This window comes from Rhizobium mesosinicum (assembly GCF_019511345.1).
Classification (GTDB): Bacteria; Pseudomonadota; Alphaproteobacteria; order Rhizobiales; family Rhizobiaceae; genus Rhizobium; species Rhizobium mesosinicum.
Map to the genome: position 1 here is coordinate 288,582 of NZ_JAEUAK010000006.1, position 18,405 is coordinate 306,986.

Consider the following 18,405-nt stretch of genomic DNA (forward strand, 5'->3'; position numbering starts at 1 on the left):
GCACTGGCTGGCATCTTCATAGCGAAGTTTATCAGCCTTGTGCACCCTGATTGTTGAAGCTTCGTGCTGCACGCATTCCCGGACGAACCGTTTTCCGCTCCGCCGGGAAATGCGTTAGTTACGGGTGCGCCAATAGTCGATCTGCTTCCTCACTTCGGACGGTGCCGTGCCGCCGAAGCTCTTGCGGCTGGCGACCGAAGCTTCGACCGTCAACACGTCATAGACCTTTTCGGTGATGGCGGGATTGATTGCCTGCAGATCGGCGAGCGGAAGCTCCGAGAGATCGCAGCCCTTGCTTTCGGCAAGGGCCACCGCGCGGCCGGTGACATGGTGGGCGTCGCGGAACGGAAGGCCCGCCTCGCGCACCAGCCAGTCCGCGAGGTCGGTTGCGGTCGAATAGCCGGCGCCGGCAGCCGCTTTCATTCTGATCGTATTGATCGTCATGTCGCGCACCATGCCGGTCATGGCGGCGATCGCAAGCTCCAGGCTTTCGGCAGCGTCGAAGACCTGCTCCTTGTCTTCCTGCATGTCCTTGGAATAGGCAAGCGGCAGGCCCTTCATGATCGTCAGCAGGGCGATCAGCGAGCCGTTGATGCGGCCGGTCTTGGCGCGCACCAGCTCGGCCGCATCCGGGTTCTTCTTCTGCGGCATAATGGAAGAACCGGTCGAGAAGGCGTCGGAGAGGCGCACGAAGCCGAATTGCGGCGTCGACCAGATGACGATTTCCTCGGCAAGGCGCGACAGATGCACGGCGCAGATTGCGGCGATTGCCAGGAATTCGATGGCGAAATCACGGTCGGAGACCGTGTCGATCGAGTTGCGGGTCGGCTCACGGAAGCCGAGGGCCTTGGCCGTCATGTGGCGGTCGATCGCGTAGCCGGTGCCGGCGAGCGCTGCCGCACCGATCGGGCTCTCATCCAGATGTTCGATCGCGTGGCGAACGCGGGAGCGGTCGCGGCCGAACATTTCCACATAGGCCATGCAGTGATGGCCGAATGTGACCGGCTGGGCGGTCTGCAGGTGCGTAAAGCCGGGCATGACGCTGTCTGCATGTTCCTCGGCACGATCGAGGAAGGCTGTAATCAGATCGGTCAGCATGGCCTCGGTTTTCTGCAGCTCTTCCTTCACCCAGAGGCGGAAGTCGAGGGCTACCTGGTCATTGCGCGAGCGGGCCGTGTGCAGGCGGCCGGCCGCGGGGCCGATCAGGGTCGCAAGCCTCGCCTCGACATTCATGTGAATGTCTTCGAGCTGGCGGGAGAATTCGAAATTGCCGCTTTCGATTTCTGACAGGATCGTGTTTAGCCCGTGAACGATCTTGTCCTTATCGTCCGCAGAAATGATGCCCTGATGGGCGAGCATCGTGGCGTGAGCGATCGATCCGCGGATATCCTGGGCAAACAGCTTCTTGTCGAAACCGATCGAGGCATTTATCTCCTCCATGATCGCGTCGGGGCCGGAGGCAAAACGTCCGCCCCACATCTGGTTGGAGGATTTGGTGTTCGTATTGTCCTCGGCCATGGAAGATGCCCGTCCTGGAGAATGAAATGACGACCAAAAAACCCTTCGGCCTGCCGTCCGTGAAACTGATCGCAATCGCTGCCGTTGCAGGCATCGTTGCCGGTGCGGCAGCGGTATACGTGAAGGAGGCGGGCATTGGCAATGGCGTCAGCGATACGGCCTCGGCCGAATGCCCGCTGACGAAGGAGCGTGCTGCTAGTCTCAGCCCCCTCATGAAGGGCCAGGTTGCAGCCATGGTCGCCGCCAACCAGCCGAAGAAGCTCGAAACCGTTGCCTTCAACGGTCCCGATGGCAAGCCGATGACGCTCGATCATTTCTCGGGCAAGACCGTGCTTCTCAATCTCTGGGCCACATGGTGCGTGCCCTGTCGCGAGGAGATGCCGGCGCTGAATGCGCTGGAGAAGGAGATGGGCAACGACAAGTTCCAGGTCGTGCCTGTGAATATCGACACCGGTGACGATGAAAAGCCGAAGGCATTTCTCAGCGAAATCGGTGTGGATGCTTTGCAGCTCTACCGTGACAATACGATCGGTGTTTTCAATAGCCTGAAGAAGGAAGGCCTCGCCTTTGGTCTCCCGGTGACGCTGCTGCTCGATGACAAGGGTTGCCTGATCTCGGCCATGAATGGCCCGGCCGTGTGGGACAGCGAGGACGCCAAGGCGCTGATCAAGGGTGCCGTAGGGTCGTAAGGATGCCGGTCAGGGGTCGCCGGCGCCGCGAATGAGGAAGACGCCTGCAAGTCCGATCAGGACACAGCACTGCAGCAGGAACATCGGCAATTCGCTCGACATGGCATTTTCCTTCCGTTCACGGCAAGGAAAGCATGTCTCGGACGTTTGTTCCACTCGCCTTTTCAGGCGATGATTTGCTTAGCGGGTCGGAACCGGCGTTTCGCCACGATAGTCGTAGAAGCCGCGGCCGGATTTGCGGCCGAGCCAGCCGGCTTCGACATATTTCACCAGCAGCGGGCAAGGGCGGTATTTGCTGTCGGCGAGGCCGTCATGCAGAACCTGCATGATCGACAGGCAGGTATCGAGGCCAATAAAATCGGCAAGCTGCAGCGGCCCCATCGGATGATTGGCGCCGAGCTTCATGGCGGTATCGATGGCATCGACCGTGCCGACACCTTCGTAGAGTGTATAGATGGCTTCGTTGATCATCGGCAGCAGGATACGGTTGACGATGAAGGCTGGGAAATCCTCGGCGACCGTGACGGTTTTTTCCAACGATGCGACGAATTCCCTGGCGGCAGAGAAGGTTGCCTCCTCAGTCGCGATGCCGCGCACCAGCTCCACCAGCTTCATGACCGGAACCGGGTTCATGAAGTGGATGCCCATGAAGCGCTCGGGGCGGTCTGTTGCGGCCGCAAGACGCGTGATCGACAGCGAGGAGGTGTTGGTGGCGAGGATCGCTTCCGGCTTCAGCACCGGACAGACCTGCGCATAGATCTTGCGCTTGACGCTTTCATCCTCGGTCGCCGCCTCGATCAGAAGATCGGAGGGGGCAAGATCGTTGACATCGGCTGAGCCGGTGATGCGCGCAAGCGCTGCGCTGCGCTCTTCATCGGTCATCTTGCCGTTCGTTACCTGGCGCGCAAAATTGCCGTTGATGGTGGCAAGGCCGGACTCGATACGATCCTGCGACAGATCGTAGATGTGAACCTTGTATCCTGCGGCGGCCGAAACATGCGCGATGCCGCAGCCCATCTGGCCCGCACCGATGATACCAATATTCTTCAACACCGCACTCATCTCTAACCCCCGCCCGGCATACACCTCCGCGCTGCCGGTATTCTTATATGAAATTGCCGGACGAAAGATCGCCCGGCAAAAGTAGTAGACCGATAGAAGACAATTTTCCAGTCATTCGCAAGTGCGAAAAGAAGGCAATGTGCCCGATCAGAGGGCTTTTTCGAGTTCCGGCAGGACGTCGAAGAGATCGGCGACAAGTCCATAGTCGGCAATCTGGAAGATCGGAGCTTCCTCGTCCTTGTTGATCGCGACGATGACCTTAGAGTCCTTCATGCCGGCGAGATGCTGAATGGCGCCCGAGATGCCGCACGCGATGTAAAGCTGCGGCGCGACGACCTTGCCGGTCTGGCCGACCTGCCAGTCGTTGGGAGCGTAACCGGCGTCAACCGCGGCGCGCGAAGCGCCGACGGCCGCACCGAGCTTGTCGGCAACCGGAAGGATCACTTCCTTGAATTTCTCGGCCGAACCGAGCGCGCGACCGCCGGAAATGATGATCTTGGCGGAAGTCAGCTCCGGACGTTCGGAGGCCGACAGCGCGTCGGATACGAAGTTCGAAAGGCCCGGATCGGAAACGGCCGGGATTGCGTCGACGGCAGCCGAACCGCCCTCGCCGGCAGAAGCGAAGGAGGCGGTACGCACTGTGATGACCTTCTTGGCGTCGGTCGTCTGCACCGTCTGGATCGCATTGCCGGCATAGATCGGACGCTTGAATGTATCCGGCGCGACCACTTCGATGATTTCGGAGACCTGGGCGACATCGAGCAGAGCGGCGACGCGCGGCATGACATTCTTGCCGGTGGACGTCGCCGCGGCGACGATCGTGTCGTAGTTGCCGGCTAGAGAGACGATCAGGTCGCCAAGCGGCTCGGCGAGGTTGTTGGCGAGTTCGTCGCTCTCGGCGAGCAATACTTTGGAAACGCCGGCAAGCTTGGCAGCTGCGTCTGCTGCTGTCTTCGCGCCTTTACCGGCAACGAGAACGTGAACATCTCCACCGATCTGTGTTGCTGCCGTCAGGGCCTTGGCAGTCTGGTCGGAAAGGGTTGCGTTGTCGTGGTCAGCCAGAAGAAGAATGGCCATGGTCGTATTCCTTTCTCGAACCTTAGAGGACGCCGGCTTCGTTCTTGAGCTTGTCGACAAGCTCGGCGACCGACTTCACCTTCACGCCTGCCTTGCGCCCGGACGGTTCTTCCGTCTTCAGCACCTTGAGGCGTGGCGCAGTGGAAACGCCGAAATCGGCAGGGATCTTCTTGTCGAGCGGCTTCTTCTTCGCTTTCATGATATTTGGCAGCGTGGCGTAGCGTGGCTCGTTCAAGCGCAGGTCGGTTGTCACGACAGCCGGAAGCTTGACCTTGATCGTCTGCAGGCCGCCGTCGATTTCGCGGGTGACGGTGGCGGTTCCTGCATCTCCGGCGCCCTCGATCGCGATCTTGGAGGCAAAGGTCGCCTGTGCGGAGCCGAGGAGGGCTGCCAGCATCTGGCCGGTCTGGTTGGAATCGTCGTCGATCGCCTGCTTGCCGACAATAACAAGGCCCGGCTTTTCGGCGTCTGCAATACCCTTGAGGATCTTTGCCACAGTGAGCGGCTCGACGGCGTCATCGGTCTCGACGAGGATGGCGCGGTCGGCGCCCATGGCGAGCGCGGTGCGTAAAGTTTCCTCTGCCTTGGCCGGGCCGATCGAGACGACGATCACTTCCTCGGCCTTGCCGGCTTCCTTCAGGCGAAGGGCTTCCTCGACCGAAATCTCGTCGAACGGGTTCATCGACATCTTGACGTTGGCAAGGTCGACGCCCGAGCCATCCGGCTTGACGCGGATCTTCACGTTGTAATCGACAACGCGCTTGACTGGGACGAGAATTTTCATGGGGTCCTTCCTTCGAACAGAGATGGGCCTTCAACAGAGACGTCTGGGAAAATGCGCGCTCGAGCGCTGCTCCGATTGTCGAATGGCGACATGGATACGCGTTTTTCCTCCAAATACAACGCTTCCGTAACGCAATCTGTCGATTTGGATGGCAATATATTAACGTTTACGTTCACGTCAATATTAAAGCTTGTCCCGATCCCAGGGCAGGCGCAGCGGCACAGGCATGCCCGAGGCGGTGATGCGAATGGGACTCGGCCGATCCCTGACGGCGCGCGGCATGACGATCTGCCGGTCGAATAGCGGCACGCCCGGCCGGCGCAGGATAAGAATGAGCAGGGTACCCCCGATGATTCCGCCGACATGTGCGCCCCACGAGACATTACCATCAGGATCGATCAACAGCATGAAAAACTGCTGACCGACCCAGAGCAGGAGCGGGATGAAGGCCGGCAGCGGTAATGGCACGCGGAAAAAGACCAGCACCCAGACCCGCACGCGCGGATGCAGCATCAGATAGGCCGCCACCACGCCGGAGATTGCGCCCGATGCACCGACAAGGGGCGCTTCCGACGTCGTCGACAGCAGGCCATGGCAGAAGGCACCGGCAGCAGCGCAGGCGAGGTAGAAGGCGAGGAAACGTAAGTGTCCCATTGCATCCTCGACATTGTCGCCGAAGACCCAGAGGAAGATCATGTTGCCGGCAAGATGCCAGAAACCCATGTGGATGAAGGAGTAGGTGATGTAGGTCGCTGCTTCCGGCACGATCTCCAGTCCCGGCGCTAGCTCGGCGTGGCCGAAGATGATAGCCGGGATATAGCCAAGGCCGATGATTGCGGCCTGGGCAACCTGCTCGCTCTCAACAGCCGTGAAGAGCCAGGCGGCAATGTTTGCCGCCATCAGGCCGAGTGTGACCCACTGAACCTTGATGTGCTTCAGCGTATTGGCATCGTGCAGCGGTATGAACATGAAGGCCTGCCCCGGGCGATCGTGACGGTTGCGACCCTACCTGTTTTTTCCAGGAACCCAAAGCACATCTGCCTTGCCGCCGTTATTTGCATGACGGGCGGCTACGAACAGGAAATCGGAGAGGCGGTTGACATATTTCAGTGCCGCGGCGTTTACGATTTCTCCGTGGCTTCGGGCAAGCGCCACCATCAGCCGTTCGGCGCGGCGCGCGATCGTGCGGGCGAGGTGCAGGTGGGCGGCTGCAGCACTGCCGCCAGGCAAAACGAAGGATTTCAGTGGCTGCAGCTCGGCATTCAGCCTGTCGATATCCTGCTCCAGCCGTGTGACTTGGCTTTCGACTATGCGCAGCGGTTCGTAGGCCGGCGGCTCAGCTGTTTCAGGCGTGGCGAGATCGGCGCCGAGATCGAAGAGGTCGTTCTGGATCAGCGCCAGCATGGCGTCTAGTTCTGCCCGGTCGGCCGTATGCAGTCTTGCGATGCCGATTGCCGAATTGGTTTCGTCGATGGTTCCGTAGGCCTCGACGCGTAGGTCGTGTTTGGCGCGGCGCGGACCGGAGACCAGCGCGGTCGTGCCGTCGTCGCCGGTTCTGGTGTAGATTTTGTTGAGCTTTACCATCGCCGGCTCTCGGGATCAGCTCGGGCGTCCGCCGCCGGTCAGCCAGAGCGTCAGCATGATGAGGATGACGGCGATCGCCTGTAGCAGCACGCGCAGCTGCATCAGTTTGTTGGAAAGGTTCGCATCGCCACCCTTCATCATGTTGAACAGGCCGCGGATCAGCACGAGGGCGACGAGGCCCATGACGATGATCGCGATGACGTAGGTGACTGTGGACATGCCAGTCTCTTTTCTTCTTCAGTCCGTCCAGCGCATCAGGCGGTAGAAGAGGCCGGCCGGAAGCAGCCTCTTCAACAATATGCCCTGTTTAGCAGGAATCGTTACGGGATAATGTGGCTTTGGATTTTTCGAGTTCAATGCATGGGTCAATACTGCATAGACGGCTCCGGGACCAAGCTTGTGCCGATTGATCGGGCCTGAGCCTTCAAGGCGGGCAAGCTGCCGGCGGTACTCGCCCGCGTGCGGCGAGTTTTCGAGATCGATATGCTCCTTGAACTTCGCCAGCGCGTTTGTGGTGAAGCGGCTGGTGATCGGTCCCGGTTCAATCAGGCTCACATGAATGCCGCTTCCCTGCAGCTCCATGCGCAGGGTGATGCTCAGGCCTTCAAGCGCGAATTTCGAGGCGGTGTAGGCGCCGCGATAGCGGTAGGGCACGAGGCCGAGGATCGAGGAACATTGCACGATGCGGCCTTGGCCGCGCCGGCGCATGAAGGGAATGACCTGCCGCGTCAGCTCGTGCCAGCCGAAGAAGTTTGCTTCGAACTGGTCGCGCAATGCCTGTGTCGGGAGATCCTCAACTGCGCCCGGCTGCCCATAGGCGCCATTGTTGAACAGCGCGTCGATCCTGCCGCCGCTGCGCTCGCAGACTGCCGCCACGAGCGCCGAAATCGTTTCGGGCTGAGTGTAGTCCATCAGAAAGGCTTCGATGCCGTCCGCTTCGAGGGCCTGCAGATCCTCCACCTTGCGTACCGTGGCGAAGACACGCCAACCATTCGCTTTCAGGGCGCGCGCGCAATAAGCGCCGATGCCGGAAGAGCATCCGGTCACGACGATGGTGCGCTGATCGGCCATTCGATGATTCCTGTACAAAATGGGACTCGTTTCCCATATTCGCGGGAAGGATACAATTGGGAAGCCGAATGCCTAAATTCCTGCGCACGCTCTATGATGTGGTCTACGACGCCATCTGCCACCTCATCGAAGACGACGGCTTCGCCATGGCAAGCCATGTTGCACTTTCCACCCTGCTTGCAGTCTTTCCCTTTCTGATCTTCGGCACTGCGCTTGCCAATTTTCTCGGTGCCGACCAATTTTCTACCACGGCCATCCATCTGATCTTCGATACGTGGCCGGAAGCCATCGCCAAGCCCCTTGCCGACCAGGTGGTGCAGGTATTGACGATCCCTCGCGGCGGGCTGCTGACCATCTCTGTGCTTGCGGCTGCCTATTTCGCCTCGAACGGCGTCGAGGCGCTCAGAATCTCGCTCAATCGCGCCTATCGTGTGCAGGAAACCCGGCCCTGGTATCTCACGCGTCTAGCGAGCCTCGGCTATGTGCTTATCGCTGTGATCATCTTTGCAGCCATCAGCATTCTACTTGTCGCAGTTCCCGTCGGTCTTGATTATGCACGCGACTGGCTGATGCATAACGACACGCTCGAATGGCTTCCCGTCACGATCCGTCAATGGTTGCCCGTTATCGTCGATACACTCGAAATTGTTTTCAGCTGGCGCATTTATGGCACGCTCGTCATGCTGACAATTGCCCTTCTTGTGGTCCATCTCTGGTTGCCCGCCGGCAAGCGTCGCGTTTTCGACGTCGTTCCGGGCGTGTTTCTGACCTTGGTAGCCTGGCTCATAGGCGCGCTTATCTTTGCCTATTATCTTGCGACCTTCGCCAATTACACGGCTACCTATGCCGGTCTGGCGTCCGTCATGATCGTGCTGATCTTTCTCTATATGGTGGGGGTCATCTTCATCGTCGGCGCGGAGATCAATGCAGCGCTCATGAAGTTCCGGGTGCTGCGCAATTTCTCGCGAACTTTCTCGGTGGTCGGACGTGACCACGCTGCTGGCTCAAAGTCCGACAAGACGGCGAATATCGGCAGCTGACAGCCCTTTGGCACGCAGTTCCGCAAGGCCGGTATCGCCCTCGCTCTTTGAAAGCTTGCGGCCATCTGCATCCACGACGAGGCGATGATGGTGGTAGAGGGGCTGCGGCAGGTTGAGCAGGTTCTGCAGCAGCCTGTGCACCGAGGTGGCGTGGAAGAGGTCGAGGCCGCGCACGACATGGGTCACGCCCTGCAGCGCATCATCGATGACGACGGAGAGATGGTAGCTGGAGGGGGCATCCGAGCGTGACAGAACGACGTCGCCCCAGGCGGCGGGCTCGGCCAGGATTTCGCCCTTTCGTTCATCGCCGGTCTCCGTCCAGAACAGCGGTTCGCCGATCACGTCCAATGCCCTGTTCATGTCGAGCCGCCAGGCATGTTTGAGACCGGAGACCAGCATCGCATCGCGTTCTTCCTCGCTGCGGTCACGGTCGTCCGCTGGGTAGTGCGGCATGCCGTCCGGATCGCGCGGCCAGGTTTCGTCCATTCTCTCATAGGCGGCGACGCGTGTTTTGACTTCACCGCGCGTCAGGAAAGAAGGATAAACCAGTCCGCGTTCGATCAGTGAATGAAGGGCCGCCTGGTATTCGGAAAAATGTTCCTGCTGGCGACGGACCGGCTGTTCCCACTCAATGCCAAGCAATTCGAGATCGGTGTAGATGCCGGATTCGAATTCGGGTGTACAACGCGTCAGATCGATGTCTTCGATACGCAGCAGCAGCCGACCGTCTGCGGCCTTGGCCATGTCATCGTTCAGGAAAGCCGACAGCGCGTGACCGAGATGCAGCGGCCCATTGGGGCTCGGGGCGAAACGGAAAACGGGTTTTTGACGCGGAGTCGTGATCATGCTTTCTTTTGACATGGATTTGAAGCGATCGCGAGGCAAGGTGCGGGTCATCGTCAATGAAAAGGATATTGAAGAGGGGCTTGCCGCTCTTGTTGCTCTCGATCCACGGCTCATGGCGATTGCCAGGGAAGCCGGTCCTGTTCCGCTCAGGCTGCGCGAGCCGGGCTTTGCCGGCCTTGCCCATATCATCGTTTCGCAGATGGTATCTCGCGCCAGCGCCGAGGCGATCTGGCGGCGGATGCAGCCGGCGAGCGGACTGCTGAGCGCGGAGACCTACCTCCTGTTTCATCCAGAGGCCTGGCGCGAATTCGGGCTTTCCCGCGCCAAGGCCGACGCGCTGACGCGGATTGCGCAAGCCGTCGCTTCCGGGCGAATCGATCTGCAAGGGCTGGTTCAAAAGCCACCTGCCGAGGCGCTCGCGGAACTGACTGCGCAGAAGGGAATCGGGCCGTGGACGGCAGAGGTCTATTTGATGTTCTGCGGCGGGCATGCGGATGTTTTTCCGGCGGGTGACGTGGCGCTTCAGGCGGCGGTCGCTGCGGCATTCGGTCTCGCTGAACGCCCGCAAGCCAAGGTGCTTGCAGGGCTTGCGGAAATCTGGTCGCCCTGGCGCTCGGTGGCAGCCAGGCTCTTCTGGGCTTATTACGCCGCAAAAATGCGTCGCGACGTGCTGCCGATCGGCTAACGGGTTCCGTCCCTCAATTTGCCTTTATCCCCTGAATTTATTGGACTTCACAATCCTGTAACAACCGGCCTAATATACAAGTGCAGATGCCGAATCGATCCAGGAGGGCTCCTTGACGATTGCAGTCTCACCACAGGCCCTGCCAGCGCTCGTCCTGAACGCTGACTACCGGCCACTGAGTTATTACCCCTTGTCGCTGTGGTCCTGGCAGGACGCGATCAAGGCGGTATTTCTCGACCGTGTGAACATCATTGCGGAATACGAGCACGAGGTTTCCTCACCGAGCTTCTCGATGCGGCTGCCGAGTGTCGTATGCCTAAAAACTTACGTTCAGCCGTCACGCAATCCCGCCTTCACCCGTTTCAATGTCTTCCTGCGCGACCGGTTCGAGTGCCAGTATTGCGGCGCTCATGACGATCTGACTTTCGACCACGTCATTCCACGTGCCCATGGCGGCGAGACGACCTGGGAGAATGTCGTGGCGGCGTGTTCGCCCTGCAATCTGCGCAAGGGCAGCAAGCTTCCGAAGCAGGCAAGCATGTTCCCGGCGCAGAAGCCGTACCAGCCGACCGTGCAGGATCTGCACAATAACGGCCGGCTCTTCCCGCCGAACTATCTACACGATAGCTGGCTCGACTACCTCTACTGGGATACCGAGCTGCAGCCCTGATCGAATTGATTACGCGGTCTTCTTCACGCTCCAGAATGCGAAGGCTGCGAGGATCAGGCTTGCGATCACATTCCAACCCGCAAAAGACAGGCCGAGAACGCGCAGTGCTGCGTCCGTGCAGGACGGGCCTTTGATCGTGTTCAGTTCGCCCAGGAGATCGCCGGCATTGGTGGTCATGCTGCTTGCGGTGGTCGAGCAGGTGGCGGGGCCTGGCCAGAAGTGCCACTCCACGCCTGAGTGATAGACCCCCATGCCGGCGCCCACGAGCATCAGGATGCCGACCGCGAGAATGATGGCGCGCGTCATCCAGTTCGGCAGGCCGAGGAGGGCGGCTACCGCGCCAACGATCGCGATCGGAATACCATAGTAGTAGGGCTGGCGCTGCAGCAGGCAGAGCGCGCAGGGAATATAGCCGCCGATATACTGGAAGCCGAGAGCCGTTCCGACGACCACTGCCATGGCGACGGCAAGCAGCAGAGAGAGGGTGAAGCCCGGGCGGGCAAGCGGCGAGGCGGTGGCATTCATGGCGGAGCTCCGCGAAGTTGGCTCAGTGGGCAAAATATCGGTAGGCTAGATATAGCACGATCACGACCGCAGCGCCGATGCCGACGATCTGGCCGAGGCGCTTCTCGATGAAGTGGCGGATCGGCTCGCCGTAACGACGCAGCAGCCAGGCAAGGAACAGGAAACGGGCGCCGCGGGCGATGATCGCCGAGACGATGAAGAGCGGCAGGCTGACATGAATGACGCCTGATAGAATCGTGACGATCTTGATTGGTGGCAGATGCGCCAGGCCCGAAGTGACGAGGAGCAGCAGGATCGTCTCATAAGTGACGTAGGATTTCATCTGCTCGAATTGATCGAGCTTTCCATAAAATTCCAGAACCGGGCGTGCCACGGTTTCGTAGGCAAAATAGCCGAGCGCCCAGCCGGCGATGCCGCCCAGCACCGATGCGACCGTGGCGACGATCGCGTAGCGATAGGAGCGTTCGGGCTTCGCAAGCGCCATCGGCAGGAAGAGCACGTCAGCGGGGACCAGAAAGACGGAGCTTTCGACGAAGGCGATGACGGCGAGCCAGACTTCGGCCGATTTCTTCGAGGCCAGAGACATGGTCCAGTCGTAAAGTCTGCGGAGCATCCGTTTCCTTTCTCTGTTGCAACGCACAAAGCATTAGGGGGCGATCACGGTGCTGTAAATGCTCGGCCTGTGGCTTCCTGGCGTTCCCGCTGAAAATTTTCGTGATCTGATGCAGGTATTCCCTCCCAATATCTTGCGGGATGGCAAAAGCGCCAAACTAGGTCAGGCTGGGTTCTCGTTCGACGAATCCGGGCATGTCATGAAATTCAGGGTCATAGAGGGCGGGCTCAGTTCCGCAGGGGAGCGGGATAGGCAAGCGAGCGGTCGTGGGCCGGGGCGCGAGGATATCCGGCGCGAGGCGGCTCGTCGTTTGAGCGCCAGCGGCTATCACCGTTCCCGCATCATGGAAGCAGCCGGCGTGCCGATATCGCCGGCGTTGCAATATTTCGCCATGCAGATCGATTTCGCTGCAGATGCCATCTGCCGGCTCGATCCCATCCCGGCCGATTTTCGTTCCGATCTTTACTGGCCGAAGCTGGATGACGCTGCGACGGCGTGATCGGGCTTGCGCTCCGAGCGCCTACGACAGGTCCATGGATTTTTCCCACTGCTGGCGCATGACGTTCATCTCGGTGCGCTTCTGCGCCATTTCGCTGACGATGGTGCGAAGGTTCGGGTGGCGAGACATGAACATGTTGAAGTCACGCCGCTCCAGTACTTCGAACTGGCAGAAATCGACAGCGATGACATCGGCCGTGCGACGTCCGCCGCTGAGCAGCGCCATTTCGCCGAAAAAGGCACCGGGCTCGAGCCGCACAGCGCCGCTTGCCAGCCGCACCTCTACCGCACCGGAGGAGATGAAATACATGCTGTCGCCGCGGTCGCCGCGGCGGATGACGCGTTCGCCGGGTGAGGCGAGTTTGGGGTTGAACAGCAGGAGGAGTTCTTCGAGCGCGTCCTCGCCAACTTCGGAGAAGAGCGGGAAAGTCTCGACCAACTGCTGGATCCGCAGATAATGCTGACGCGCGCGCTCCTCGCCTAGTGCCCTGATCTTTTCCAGTTCCCGCGCCAAGGCGTCCTGGTTTTTCCGGCCGTAGCCTTCGTAGATGCGCGGCCACTTCACCTTGATCTGGCGGTTCAGCTTCTCCGCCACGAAGATCACGAGGGGGTTCACCGTGATGGAAAGGATTGCTGCGGCAAGGATCAGATCCTGTCCTTCATGCGGCAGGAGCCCGAGCGAAACGCCGAGGCCGGCAAGGATGAAGGAGAATTCGCCGATCTGGGCAAGGCCGCCGGCAGCCGTCAGGCCCATTCCGATCGGATAGCGCAACAGGGCGACGATCCCGAAAGAGATGATTGCCTTGCCGACGATGATCAGCGCCAACGCGCCGATAACAGCCAAAGGCTGACGCACGATGACCGACGGATCGAAGAGCATGCCGACCGAGACGAAAAAGAGCACCGAAAAGGCATTCTGCAGCGGCAGGGAGTCGGCGGCGGCGCGATGGCTGAGGTGGGATTCGCTCATGACCACGCCGGCGAAGAAGGCACCCAGCGCAAAGGAAACGCCGAAGATCGCCGCCGAGCCGAAGGCGATGCCGAGCGCAATGGCGAGCACTGTGAGCGTGAAGAGTTCACGCGAGCCGGTGCGGGCGATCAAAGTCAAAAGCCAGGGCACGATGCGCGGCCCGAGGAAGATCGCCATGGCGGCAAAGGCTCCGACCTTCAGCAGGGTGAGGGCGATCGTGGCCGAAAGCGGCAGGTCGAGACCATGCGAGGCGGTGTCGCTCGCATGTCCGCCCAGAAGTTCGGCGAGGGCCGGCAGCAGCACGAGCGCCAGTACCATGGCGAGATCCTCGACGATCAACCAGCCGACGGCTACGCGCCCGCCGGCGGTATTGACGAGGTTGCGATCTTCCAGCGCTTTCAGGAGCACGACCGTGCTGGCAACCGAAAGGCTGAGGCCGAAGACGATACCGGCGCCGAGGCTCCAGCCCCAGAATTCGCCAAGGCCGACGCCGAGCAAGGTGGCAAGCAGGATCTGGCCAATCGCGCCCGGCACGGCGATGCCGCGCACAGCCAAAAGATCGGATGCGGAGAAGTGCAGACCGACGCCGAACATCAGCAGGATCACGCCCATTTCGGCGAGCTGGCTCGCAAGCTCCGTGTCGGCGACAAAGCCCGGTGTGAATGGTCCCATGAGAATGCCGGCGAAGAGATAGCCGACCAGCGGCGGCAGTCGCAGCCTGTCGGCGCAATAGCCAAGAACCGCCGCAAAGACGAAGCTTACAGCCACCGTCGCAATCAATCCCGCTTCCTGATGCATCCGCCCTCTCACAATGCCCCGCGGCCGGCACTTTAGGATGAAGCGCCGGCAAAGTTAAAGAGTTGATTTGGATGGATTAGACCTGGATGGCCGGCTTTTTGAGCGGAACCACTAAGCTCCCGTGTCGTTGCTTATACATGAAGACAAGGAGAAGAAAGATGCGAAAGATCATCATCAACTGCGCAATCGCAGCCCTGGCCCTGGGCTCGGCTGCAGCGCCTGCAATGGCAGACAGCGTTACGGTCACACGCGAGCGTTCCTATGATGGATATGACGGATATGACCGGTATGACCGCGACAGGGTCCGCCCCGGCGTTACCATCAGTGATCGCGGCATTACGTTCGGCGCGGTGCGCGAACGCGATCGCTGGCGCGATCGGGACCGTGACCGCTGCTACACGCGTAGCGTGACCCGTCAGACCGATGAAGGTACTGTCACAAAAACAGTAAGGCGGTGTGACTAAGCAGCAGGCTGGGGCTCTGTATTTCGCGGAACTTCAGCATCGTCCGCCACGGATAGTGCCCTCGCCCTTGAGGGCGTGGGCAAGCACAAAAGGAATATGCTGTTGGAGACATTTGGTGCCCCATGCCGGGGTCGAACCAGCACTTCTTTCGAAACTCGATTTTGAGTCGAGCGCGTCTACCAATTCCGCCAATGGGGCAGCGAAATACGAGGCGGCTGTCTAACATGCGTTCGCCCGCGCGTGCAAGACGGCGGGCGAAGTTTTGGCGCTTAGAAGTGTGGTTTAGTGGGCGACTGCCTCACTTGAGGCAGTGAGGCCGGATTTCTTCAGCGTAATAGCGAGAACCGAGGCCAATAGGCAGAAGGCGCCGGCGATGAAGAAGGCCGGCAGGTAGCTTTCCAGCGCTGTGCGCGACAGGCCGGCACCATAAGCTGCGGTGGCAGCACCAAGCTGATGACCGGCGAAGACCCAGCCGAAGACGAGGCCGGCTTTTTCACGGCCGAAGCGGTCGGCGGCGATCTTGACTGTCGGCGGCACGGTGGCGATCCAGTCCAGACCATAGAAGACGGCGAAGATCGACAGGCCGTAGAAGCTGAAATCGCTGAAAGGCAGGAAGAGCAGCGAGAGGCCGCGCAGGCCGTAATACCAGAACAGCAGCCAGCGGTTATCGACGCGGTCTGAGAGCCAGCCGGAGCCGATCGTACCGAAGAAATCGAAGATGCCCATGACGGCGAGAACGCTGGCGGCTGCGACCGGCACAATGCCGAAATCGCCGCAAAGTGTGACGAAATGGGTCTGGATGAGGCCGTTGGTGCTGAGGCCGCAGATGAAGAAGGTGGCAAACAGGATCCAGAAGGTCGAGGTCGTCGAAATATCCCTGAGAACTGTGATCGGTGTTGCAAGCGCTGCGGCGAGCGTGCCGCGGGCAGGGGCCGGCGTCACCTGGGTTTCGCCGACCGAAGGCAGGTTCACGTCCGAGGGACGGTCACGCATGAAGAGCAGCACGAGAAGGGCCGCGACCATGATCATCGCGCAGACGAAGAAGACGGTGGCGCGCCAGCCGTAGCGTTCCGTCAGTTCCGCCATCAGCGGCAGGAAAACGAGCTGGCCGGTTGCTGAGCTTGCCGAGAGCATGCCGACGACGAGGCCGCGATGCTTGACGAACCAGCGTGTGGAGACCGTGGCCGCCAGCACCATGGCCGTCAGGCCGGTACCGAAGCCGACGACGATGCCCCAGAGCGCCAGCAGATGCCAAAGCTTGGTCATGAACAACGAGCCCACGAAGCCTGCGCCGATCAGGGCAAGCGCGAAGACGATGACCTTGCGGACACCGAAATAATTCATGAAGGCGGCTGCGAAGGGACCCATAAGGCCGAAGAGGATCAGGCGAATGGCGAGGGCGGAGGAAATTTGGGAGGTTTCCCAGCCGAATTCGTCCTGCAGCGGCTTGATGAGGACGCCCGGTGCGCCCATTGCGCCGGCGGTTACCAGCATGGTCAGGAAGGTGGCGGCGACGACGACCCATCCATAGTGAATGTTTCGCCGGGCAAGGGATGATGCAAGGACTGCAGAGACCATGGGCAAATTCCGTTATGACGTGAGGATCATATACAAGACCGCTTTACATGACGGTCATCATATTTGTTGCGTATTGATGATGGACATCATATAAATTGTCAAGCGACCATTTCCGGAGACGAAAAATGCGGGTCAGCCGCGAGAAATTTGCAGAAAACCGCGAGAAGATCCTGACGGCTGCCAGCGTGCTCTTTCGCGAGAACGGGTTCGATGGCGTCGGTGTCGCCGACATCATGAAGGCGGCGGGTCTTACGCATGGCGGGTTTTACGGCCATTTCGAATCGAAAGACGACCTCGCGCTGGAGGTCAGCCGCAAGCTGATCGAGCGTGTGGAAGAACGCTGGCGTGAGCTGATCGCCGCTGAGCCAGACAAGCCGCTTCAGGCACTGCTCGATCACTACATCCATTGGCGCACGGTCGACGATCCCGGCGGAAGCTGCGTATTTGCCTCACTGATTCAGGAAGTCAGCCGCAGCGAAGGCGCGGTTCGTGCGACCTTTAGCGAGGGGCTGTCCACGCTGGTCGATGTGCTGAAGGAGGTGGTGCCGGGCGCGACCGAGGAAGAGCGCCGCGCCAATGCGACGACGACGCTTTCGTCGATGATGGGGGCCGTCATTCTTGCCCGTGCGGTGGAGGATCGGGCGCTCGCCGAGCACTTTCTGGTCACGATGCGCCGCAAGCTCGACCCGGTGCGGCAATCTTAGGCCGCGTTCTTTCAGATTCGCTCACTACGCCGTCGGTCTGTAACGCATGTCGTCGCGGAAGCGCGGGACGGCGCTTTACTTGAAGCCGGCGACGTTGTGCGGGATGTAGGGTGCTTCCAGTGCGGCTATATCATCGGCGCTGAGTTTTACCGTCAGTGCGCTGACGGCATCCGTGAGGTGGTTCGGCTTGGATGCGCCGATGATCGGGGCGGTGACGGCGCTCTTCTGCAGGATCCAGGCGGTGGCGACCTGCGCCCGGGAAACGCCATGGGCCTTGGCGATTTCGGCAACCTTCTCGACAATCCTGCGGTCAGCATCTTCGGCCTGCTTATAGAGTGTCTTGCCGAATTCATCGGTCTCGCTGCGGTTGGTCTTCTCATCCCAGTCACGGGTCAGACGGCCGCGGGCAAGCGGGCTCCAGGGAATGACGGCGATCTTCTGGTCTTCGCAGAAAGGCAGCATTTCGCGTTCTTCTTCGCGATAGAGCAGGTTCAGGTGGTCCTGCATACTGACGAATTCCGTCCAGCCATTGAGGCGCGAGGTGTAGAGCGCCTTGGCGAATTGCCAGGAATACATGGAGGAAGCGCCGATATAACGTGCCTTTCCGGCTTTCACGACATCATGGAGAGCTTCGAGCGTTTCCTCGATTGGTGTCGTATAATCCCAGCGGTGGATCTGGTAGAGGTCGACGTAATCAGTGCCGAGGCGGCGCAGGCTGTTATCTATTTCGTCGAAGATCGCCTTACGCGATAGGCCGGCGCCGTTCGGGCCGGGGCGCATGCGGTTGAAGACCTTGGTCGCGAGTACGATATCCTCGCGCTTGGCGAAATCCCTGATGGCGCGTCCGACGATCTCCTCGGAGGAGCCGTTGGAATAGGTGTTGGCCGTGTCGAGGAAATTGATACCGAGATCGATCGCCTGTTTGAGGAGCGCGCGGCTTTCCTCTTCCGGCAGGCTCCAGGCATGGTTTCCGCGGTTGGGATCGCCATAGGTCATGCAGCCGAGGCAAATCTTCGAGACTTCGAGACCGGTTTTTCCGAGTTTTACATATTCCATGAAAGTGCTCCGCGATGAATTTCAGCGACTCCCAGGCGCATGCGCACGATGTAGCGCAGAAATCGCCGAAGTCTCAGCAAGCCCGACAAAGAATGTGTTGTGCAGCTAGCGCAATAATACCTGATGAGCGAGCGGAATGTCTTCTTATCCCTGCGGGTTACACCGCTTGCGCA

21 protein-coding genes and 1 tRNA gene are annotated in these 18,405 nt (G+C 60.2%); 7 read left to right on the forward strand and 15 right to left on the reverse strand.

Annotated elements, in window-relative coordinates:
• Positions 1-114: 114 nt before the first annotated feature.
• Positions 115-1,518, reverse strand: coding sequence for an argininosuccinate lyase (argH, locus tag JNB85_RS18335; RefSeq protein WP_220335738.1), 1,404 nt, complete (start codon positions 1,516-1,518; stop codon positions 115-117).
• 26 nt (positions 1,519-1,544) lie between these two features.
• On the opposite strand from argH, the gene tlpA reads away from it, so the two are divergent.
• Positions 1,545-2,207, forward strand: a complete 663-nt coding sequence (gene tlpA / locus JNB85_RS18340) for a thiol:disulfide interchange protein TlpA (RefSeq protein WP_220335739.1) — start codon at positions 1,545-1,547, stop codon at positions 2,205-2,207.
• A 180-nt stretch (positions 2,208-2,387) separates the two neighbouring features.
• Here tlpA and JNB85_RS18345 read toward each other — a convergent pair whose 3' ends face one another.
• The 7 genes from JNB85_RS18345 to JNB85_RS18375 all read right to left on the reverse strand — a co-directional run bounded on the left by JNB85_RS18345 (position 2,388) and on the right by JNB85_RS18375 (position 7,785).
• Positions 2,388-3,269, reverse strand: coding sequence for a 3-hydroxybutyryl-CoA dehydrogenase (locus tag JNB85_RS18345; RefSeq protein WP_220335740.1), 882 nt, complete (start codon positions 3,267-3,269; stop codon positions 2,388-2,390).
• A gap of 147 nt (positions 3,270-3,416) precedes the next feature.
• Positions 3,417-4,346, reverse strand: a complete 930-nt coding sequence (locus JNB85_RS18350) for an electron transfer flavoprotein subunit alpha/FixB family protein (protein WP_220335741.1) — start codon at positions 4,344-4,346, stop codon at positions 3,417-3,419.
• Between the two features lie 22 nt (positions 4,347-4,368).
• A complete protein-coding gene (locus tag JNB85_RS18355) occupies positions 4,369-5,130 on the reverse strand; it encodes an electron transfer flavoprotein subunit beta/FixA family protein (RefSeq protein ID WP_220335742.1) in 762 nt (253 codons plus the stop codon).
• 183 nt (positions 5,131-5,313) lie between these two features.
• Entirely contained in the window at positions 5,314-6,099 is a 786-nt protein-coding gene (locus tag JNB85_RS18360; protein WP_220335743.1) for a rhomboid family intramembrane serine protease, read from the reverse strand.
• Between the two features lie 36 nt (positions 6,100-6,135).
• Positions 6,136-6,714, reverse strand: a complete 579-nt coding sequence (locus JNB85_RS18365) for a cob(I)yrinic acid a,c-diamide adenosyltransferase (RefSeq protein ID WP_220335744.1) — start codon at positions 6,712-6,714, stop codon at positions 6,136-6,138.
• Positions 6,715-6,729: 15 nt separating this feature from the next.
• Positions 6,730-6,933 carry a twin transmembrane helix small protein gene (locus JNB85_RS18370; protein WP_007825545.1) on the reverse strand — a complete coding sequence of 68 codons (204 nt, stop codon included), beginning with the start codon at positions 6,931-6,933 and terminating at the stop codon, positions 6,730-6,732.
• An 18-nt stretch (positions 6,934-6,951) separates the two neighbouring features.
• Positions 6,952-7,785, reverse strand: coding sequence for an SDR family oxidoreductase (locus JNB85_RS18375; RefSeq protein WP_220335745.1), 834 nt, complete (start codon positions 7,783-7,785; stop codon positions 6,952-6,954).
• 68 nt (positions 7,786-7,853) lie between these two features.
• Here JNB85_RS18375 and JNB85_RS18380 point away from each other — a divergent pair, with 68 nt between their 5' ends.
• Positions 7,854-8,825 (forward strand): YihY/virulence factor BrkB family protein, encoded by a 972-nt coding sequence (locus JNB85_RS18380; RefSeq protein ID WP_220335746.1) that lies wholly within the window; start codon positions 7,854-7,856, stop codon positions 8,823-8,825.
• Here JNB85_RS18380 and gluQRS read toward each other — a convergent pair.
• Positions 8,790-9,671, reverse strand: a complete 882-nt coding sequence (gluQRS, locus tag JNB85_RS18385) for a tRNA glutamyl-Q(34) synthetase GluQRS (protein ID WP_220335747.1) — start codon at positions 9,669-9,671, stop codon at positions 8,790-8,792. The genes JNB85_RS18380 and gluQRS overlap by 36 nt on opposite strands.
• A gap of 13 nt (positions 9,672-9,684) precedes the next feature.
• Between gluQRS and JNB85_RS18390 the strand changes: the two genes are divergently transcribed.
• Both JNB85_RS18390 and JNB85_RS18395 read left to right on the forward strand, forming a co-directional pair.
• Positions 9,685-10,356, forward strand: coding sequence for a DNA-3-methyladenine glycosylase family protein (locus JNB85_RS18390; RefSeq protein WP_420852280.1), 672 nt, complete (start codon positions 9,685-9,687; stop codon positions 10,354-10,356).
• 112 nt (positions 10,357-10,468) lie between these two features.
• The gene (locus tag JNB85_RS18395; RefSeq protein WP_007825539.1) at positions 10,469-11,026 is read left to right on the forward strand and encodes an HNH endonuclease; all 558 of its coding nucleotides are present in this window, start codon (positions 10,469-10,471) and stop codon (positions 11,024-11,026) included.
• A 9-nt stretch (positions 11,027-11,035) separates the two neighbouring features.
• Here JNB85_RS18395 and JNB85_RS18400 read toward each other — a convergent pair whose 3' ends face one another.
• On the reverse strand, positions 11,036-11,551 hold the full coding sequence (locus JNB85_RS18400) for a disulfide bond formation protein B (RefSeq protein ID WP_220335749.1): 516 nt from the start codon (positions 11,549-11,551) through the stop codon (positions 11,036-11,038).
• Positions 11,552-11,573: 22 nt separating this feature from the next.
• A complete protein-coding gene (locus tag JNB85_RS18405) occupies positions 11,574-12,164 on the reverse strand; it encodes a YqaA family protein (RefSeq protein ID WP_220335750.1) in 591 nt (196 codons plus the stop codon).
• Positions 12,165-12,363: 199 nt separating this feature from the next.
• On the opposite strand from JNB85_RS18405, the gene JNB85_RS18410 reads away from it, so the two are divergent.
• Positions 12,364-12,663 (forward strand): hypothetical protein, encoded by a 300-nt coding sequence (locus JNB85_RS18410; RefSeq protein ID WP_220335751.1) that lies wholly within the window; start codon positions 12,364-12,366, stop codon positions 12,661-12,663.
• 21 nt (positions 12,664-12,684) lie between these two features.
• On the opposite strand, the gene JNB85_RS18415 is transcribed toward JNB85_RS18410, so the two are convergent.
• Positions 12,685-14,430, reverse strand: coding sequence for a cation:proton antiporter domain-containing protein (locus JNB85_RS18415; RefSeq protein ID WP_220335752.1), 1,746 nt, complete (start codon positions 14,428-14,430; stop codon positions 12,685-12,687).
• A 158-nt stretch (positions 14,431-14,588) separates the two neighbouring features.
• Between JNB85_RS18415 and JNB85_RS18420 the strand changes: the two genes are divergently transcribed.
• Positions 14,589-14,894 (forward strand): hypothetical protein, encoded by a 306-nt coding sequence (locus tag JNB85_RS18420; protein ID WP_183749625.1) that lies wholly within the window; start codon positions 14,589-14,591, stop codon positions 14,892-14,894.
• Positions 14,895-15,007: 113 nt separating this feature from the next.
• On the opposite strand, the gene JNB85_RS18425 is transcribed toward JNB85_RS18420, so the two are convergent.
• Positions 15,008-15,092: transfer RNA gene (locus tag JNB85_RS18425), tRNA-Leu, on the reverse strand.
• 84 nt (positions 15,093-15,176) lie between these two features.
• A complete protein-coding gene (locus JNB85_RS18430; protein ID WP_220335753.1) occupies positions 15,177-16,472 on the reverse strand; it encodes an MFS transporter in 1,296 nt (431 codons plus the stop codon).
• A gap of 125 nt (positions 16,473-16,597) precedes the next feature.
• Here JNB85_RS18430 and JNB85_RS18435 point away from each other — a divergent pair, with 125 nt between their 5' ends.
• Complete coding sequence (locus tag JNB85_RS18435; RefSeq protein WP_220335754.1) at positions 16,598-17,176, forward strand: TetR/AcrR family transcriptional regulator; 579 nt, start codon at positions 16,598-16,600, stop codon at positions 17,174-17,176.
• A gap of 75 nt (positions 17,177-17,251) precedes the next feature.
• Here JNB85_RS18435 and JNB85_RS18440 read toward each other — a convergent pair whose 3' ends face one another.
• Positions 17,252-18,232, reverse strand: coding sequence for an aldo/keto reductase (locus JNB85_RS18440; protein WP_220335755.1), 981 nt, complete (start codon positions 18,230-18,232; stop codon positions 17,252-17,254).
• Between the last annotated feature and the right edge of the window lie 173 nt (positions 18,233-18,405).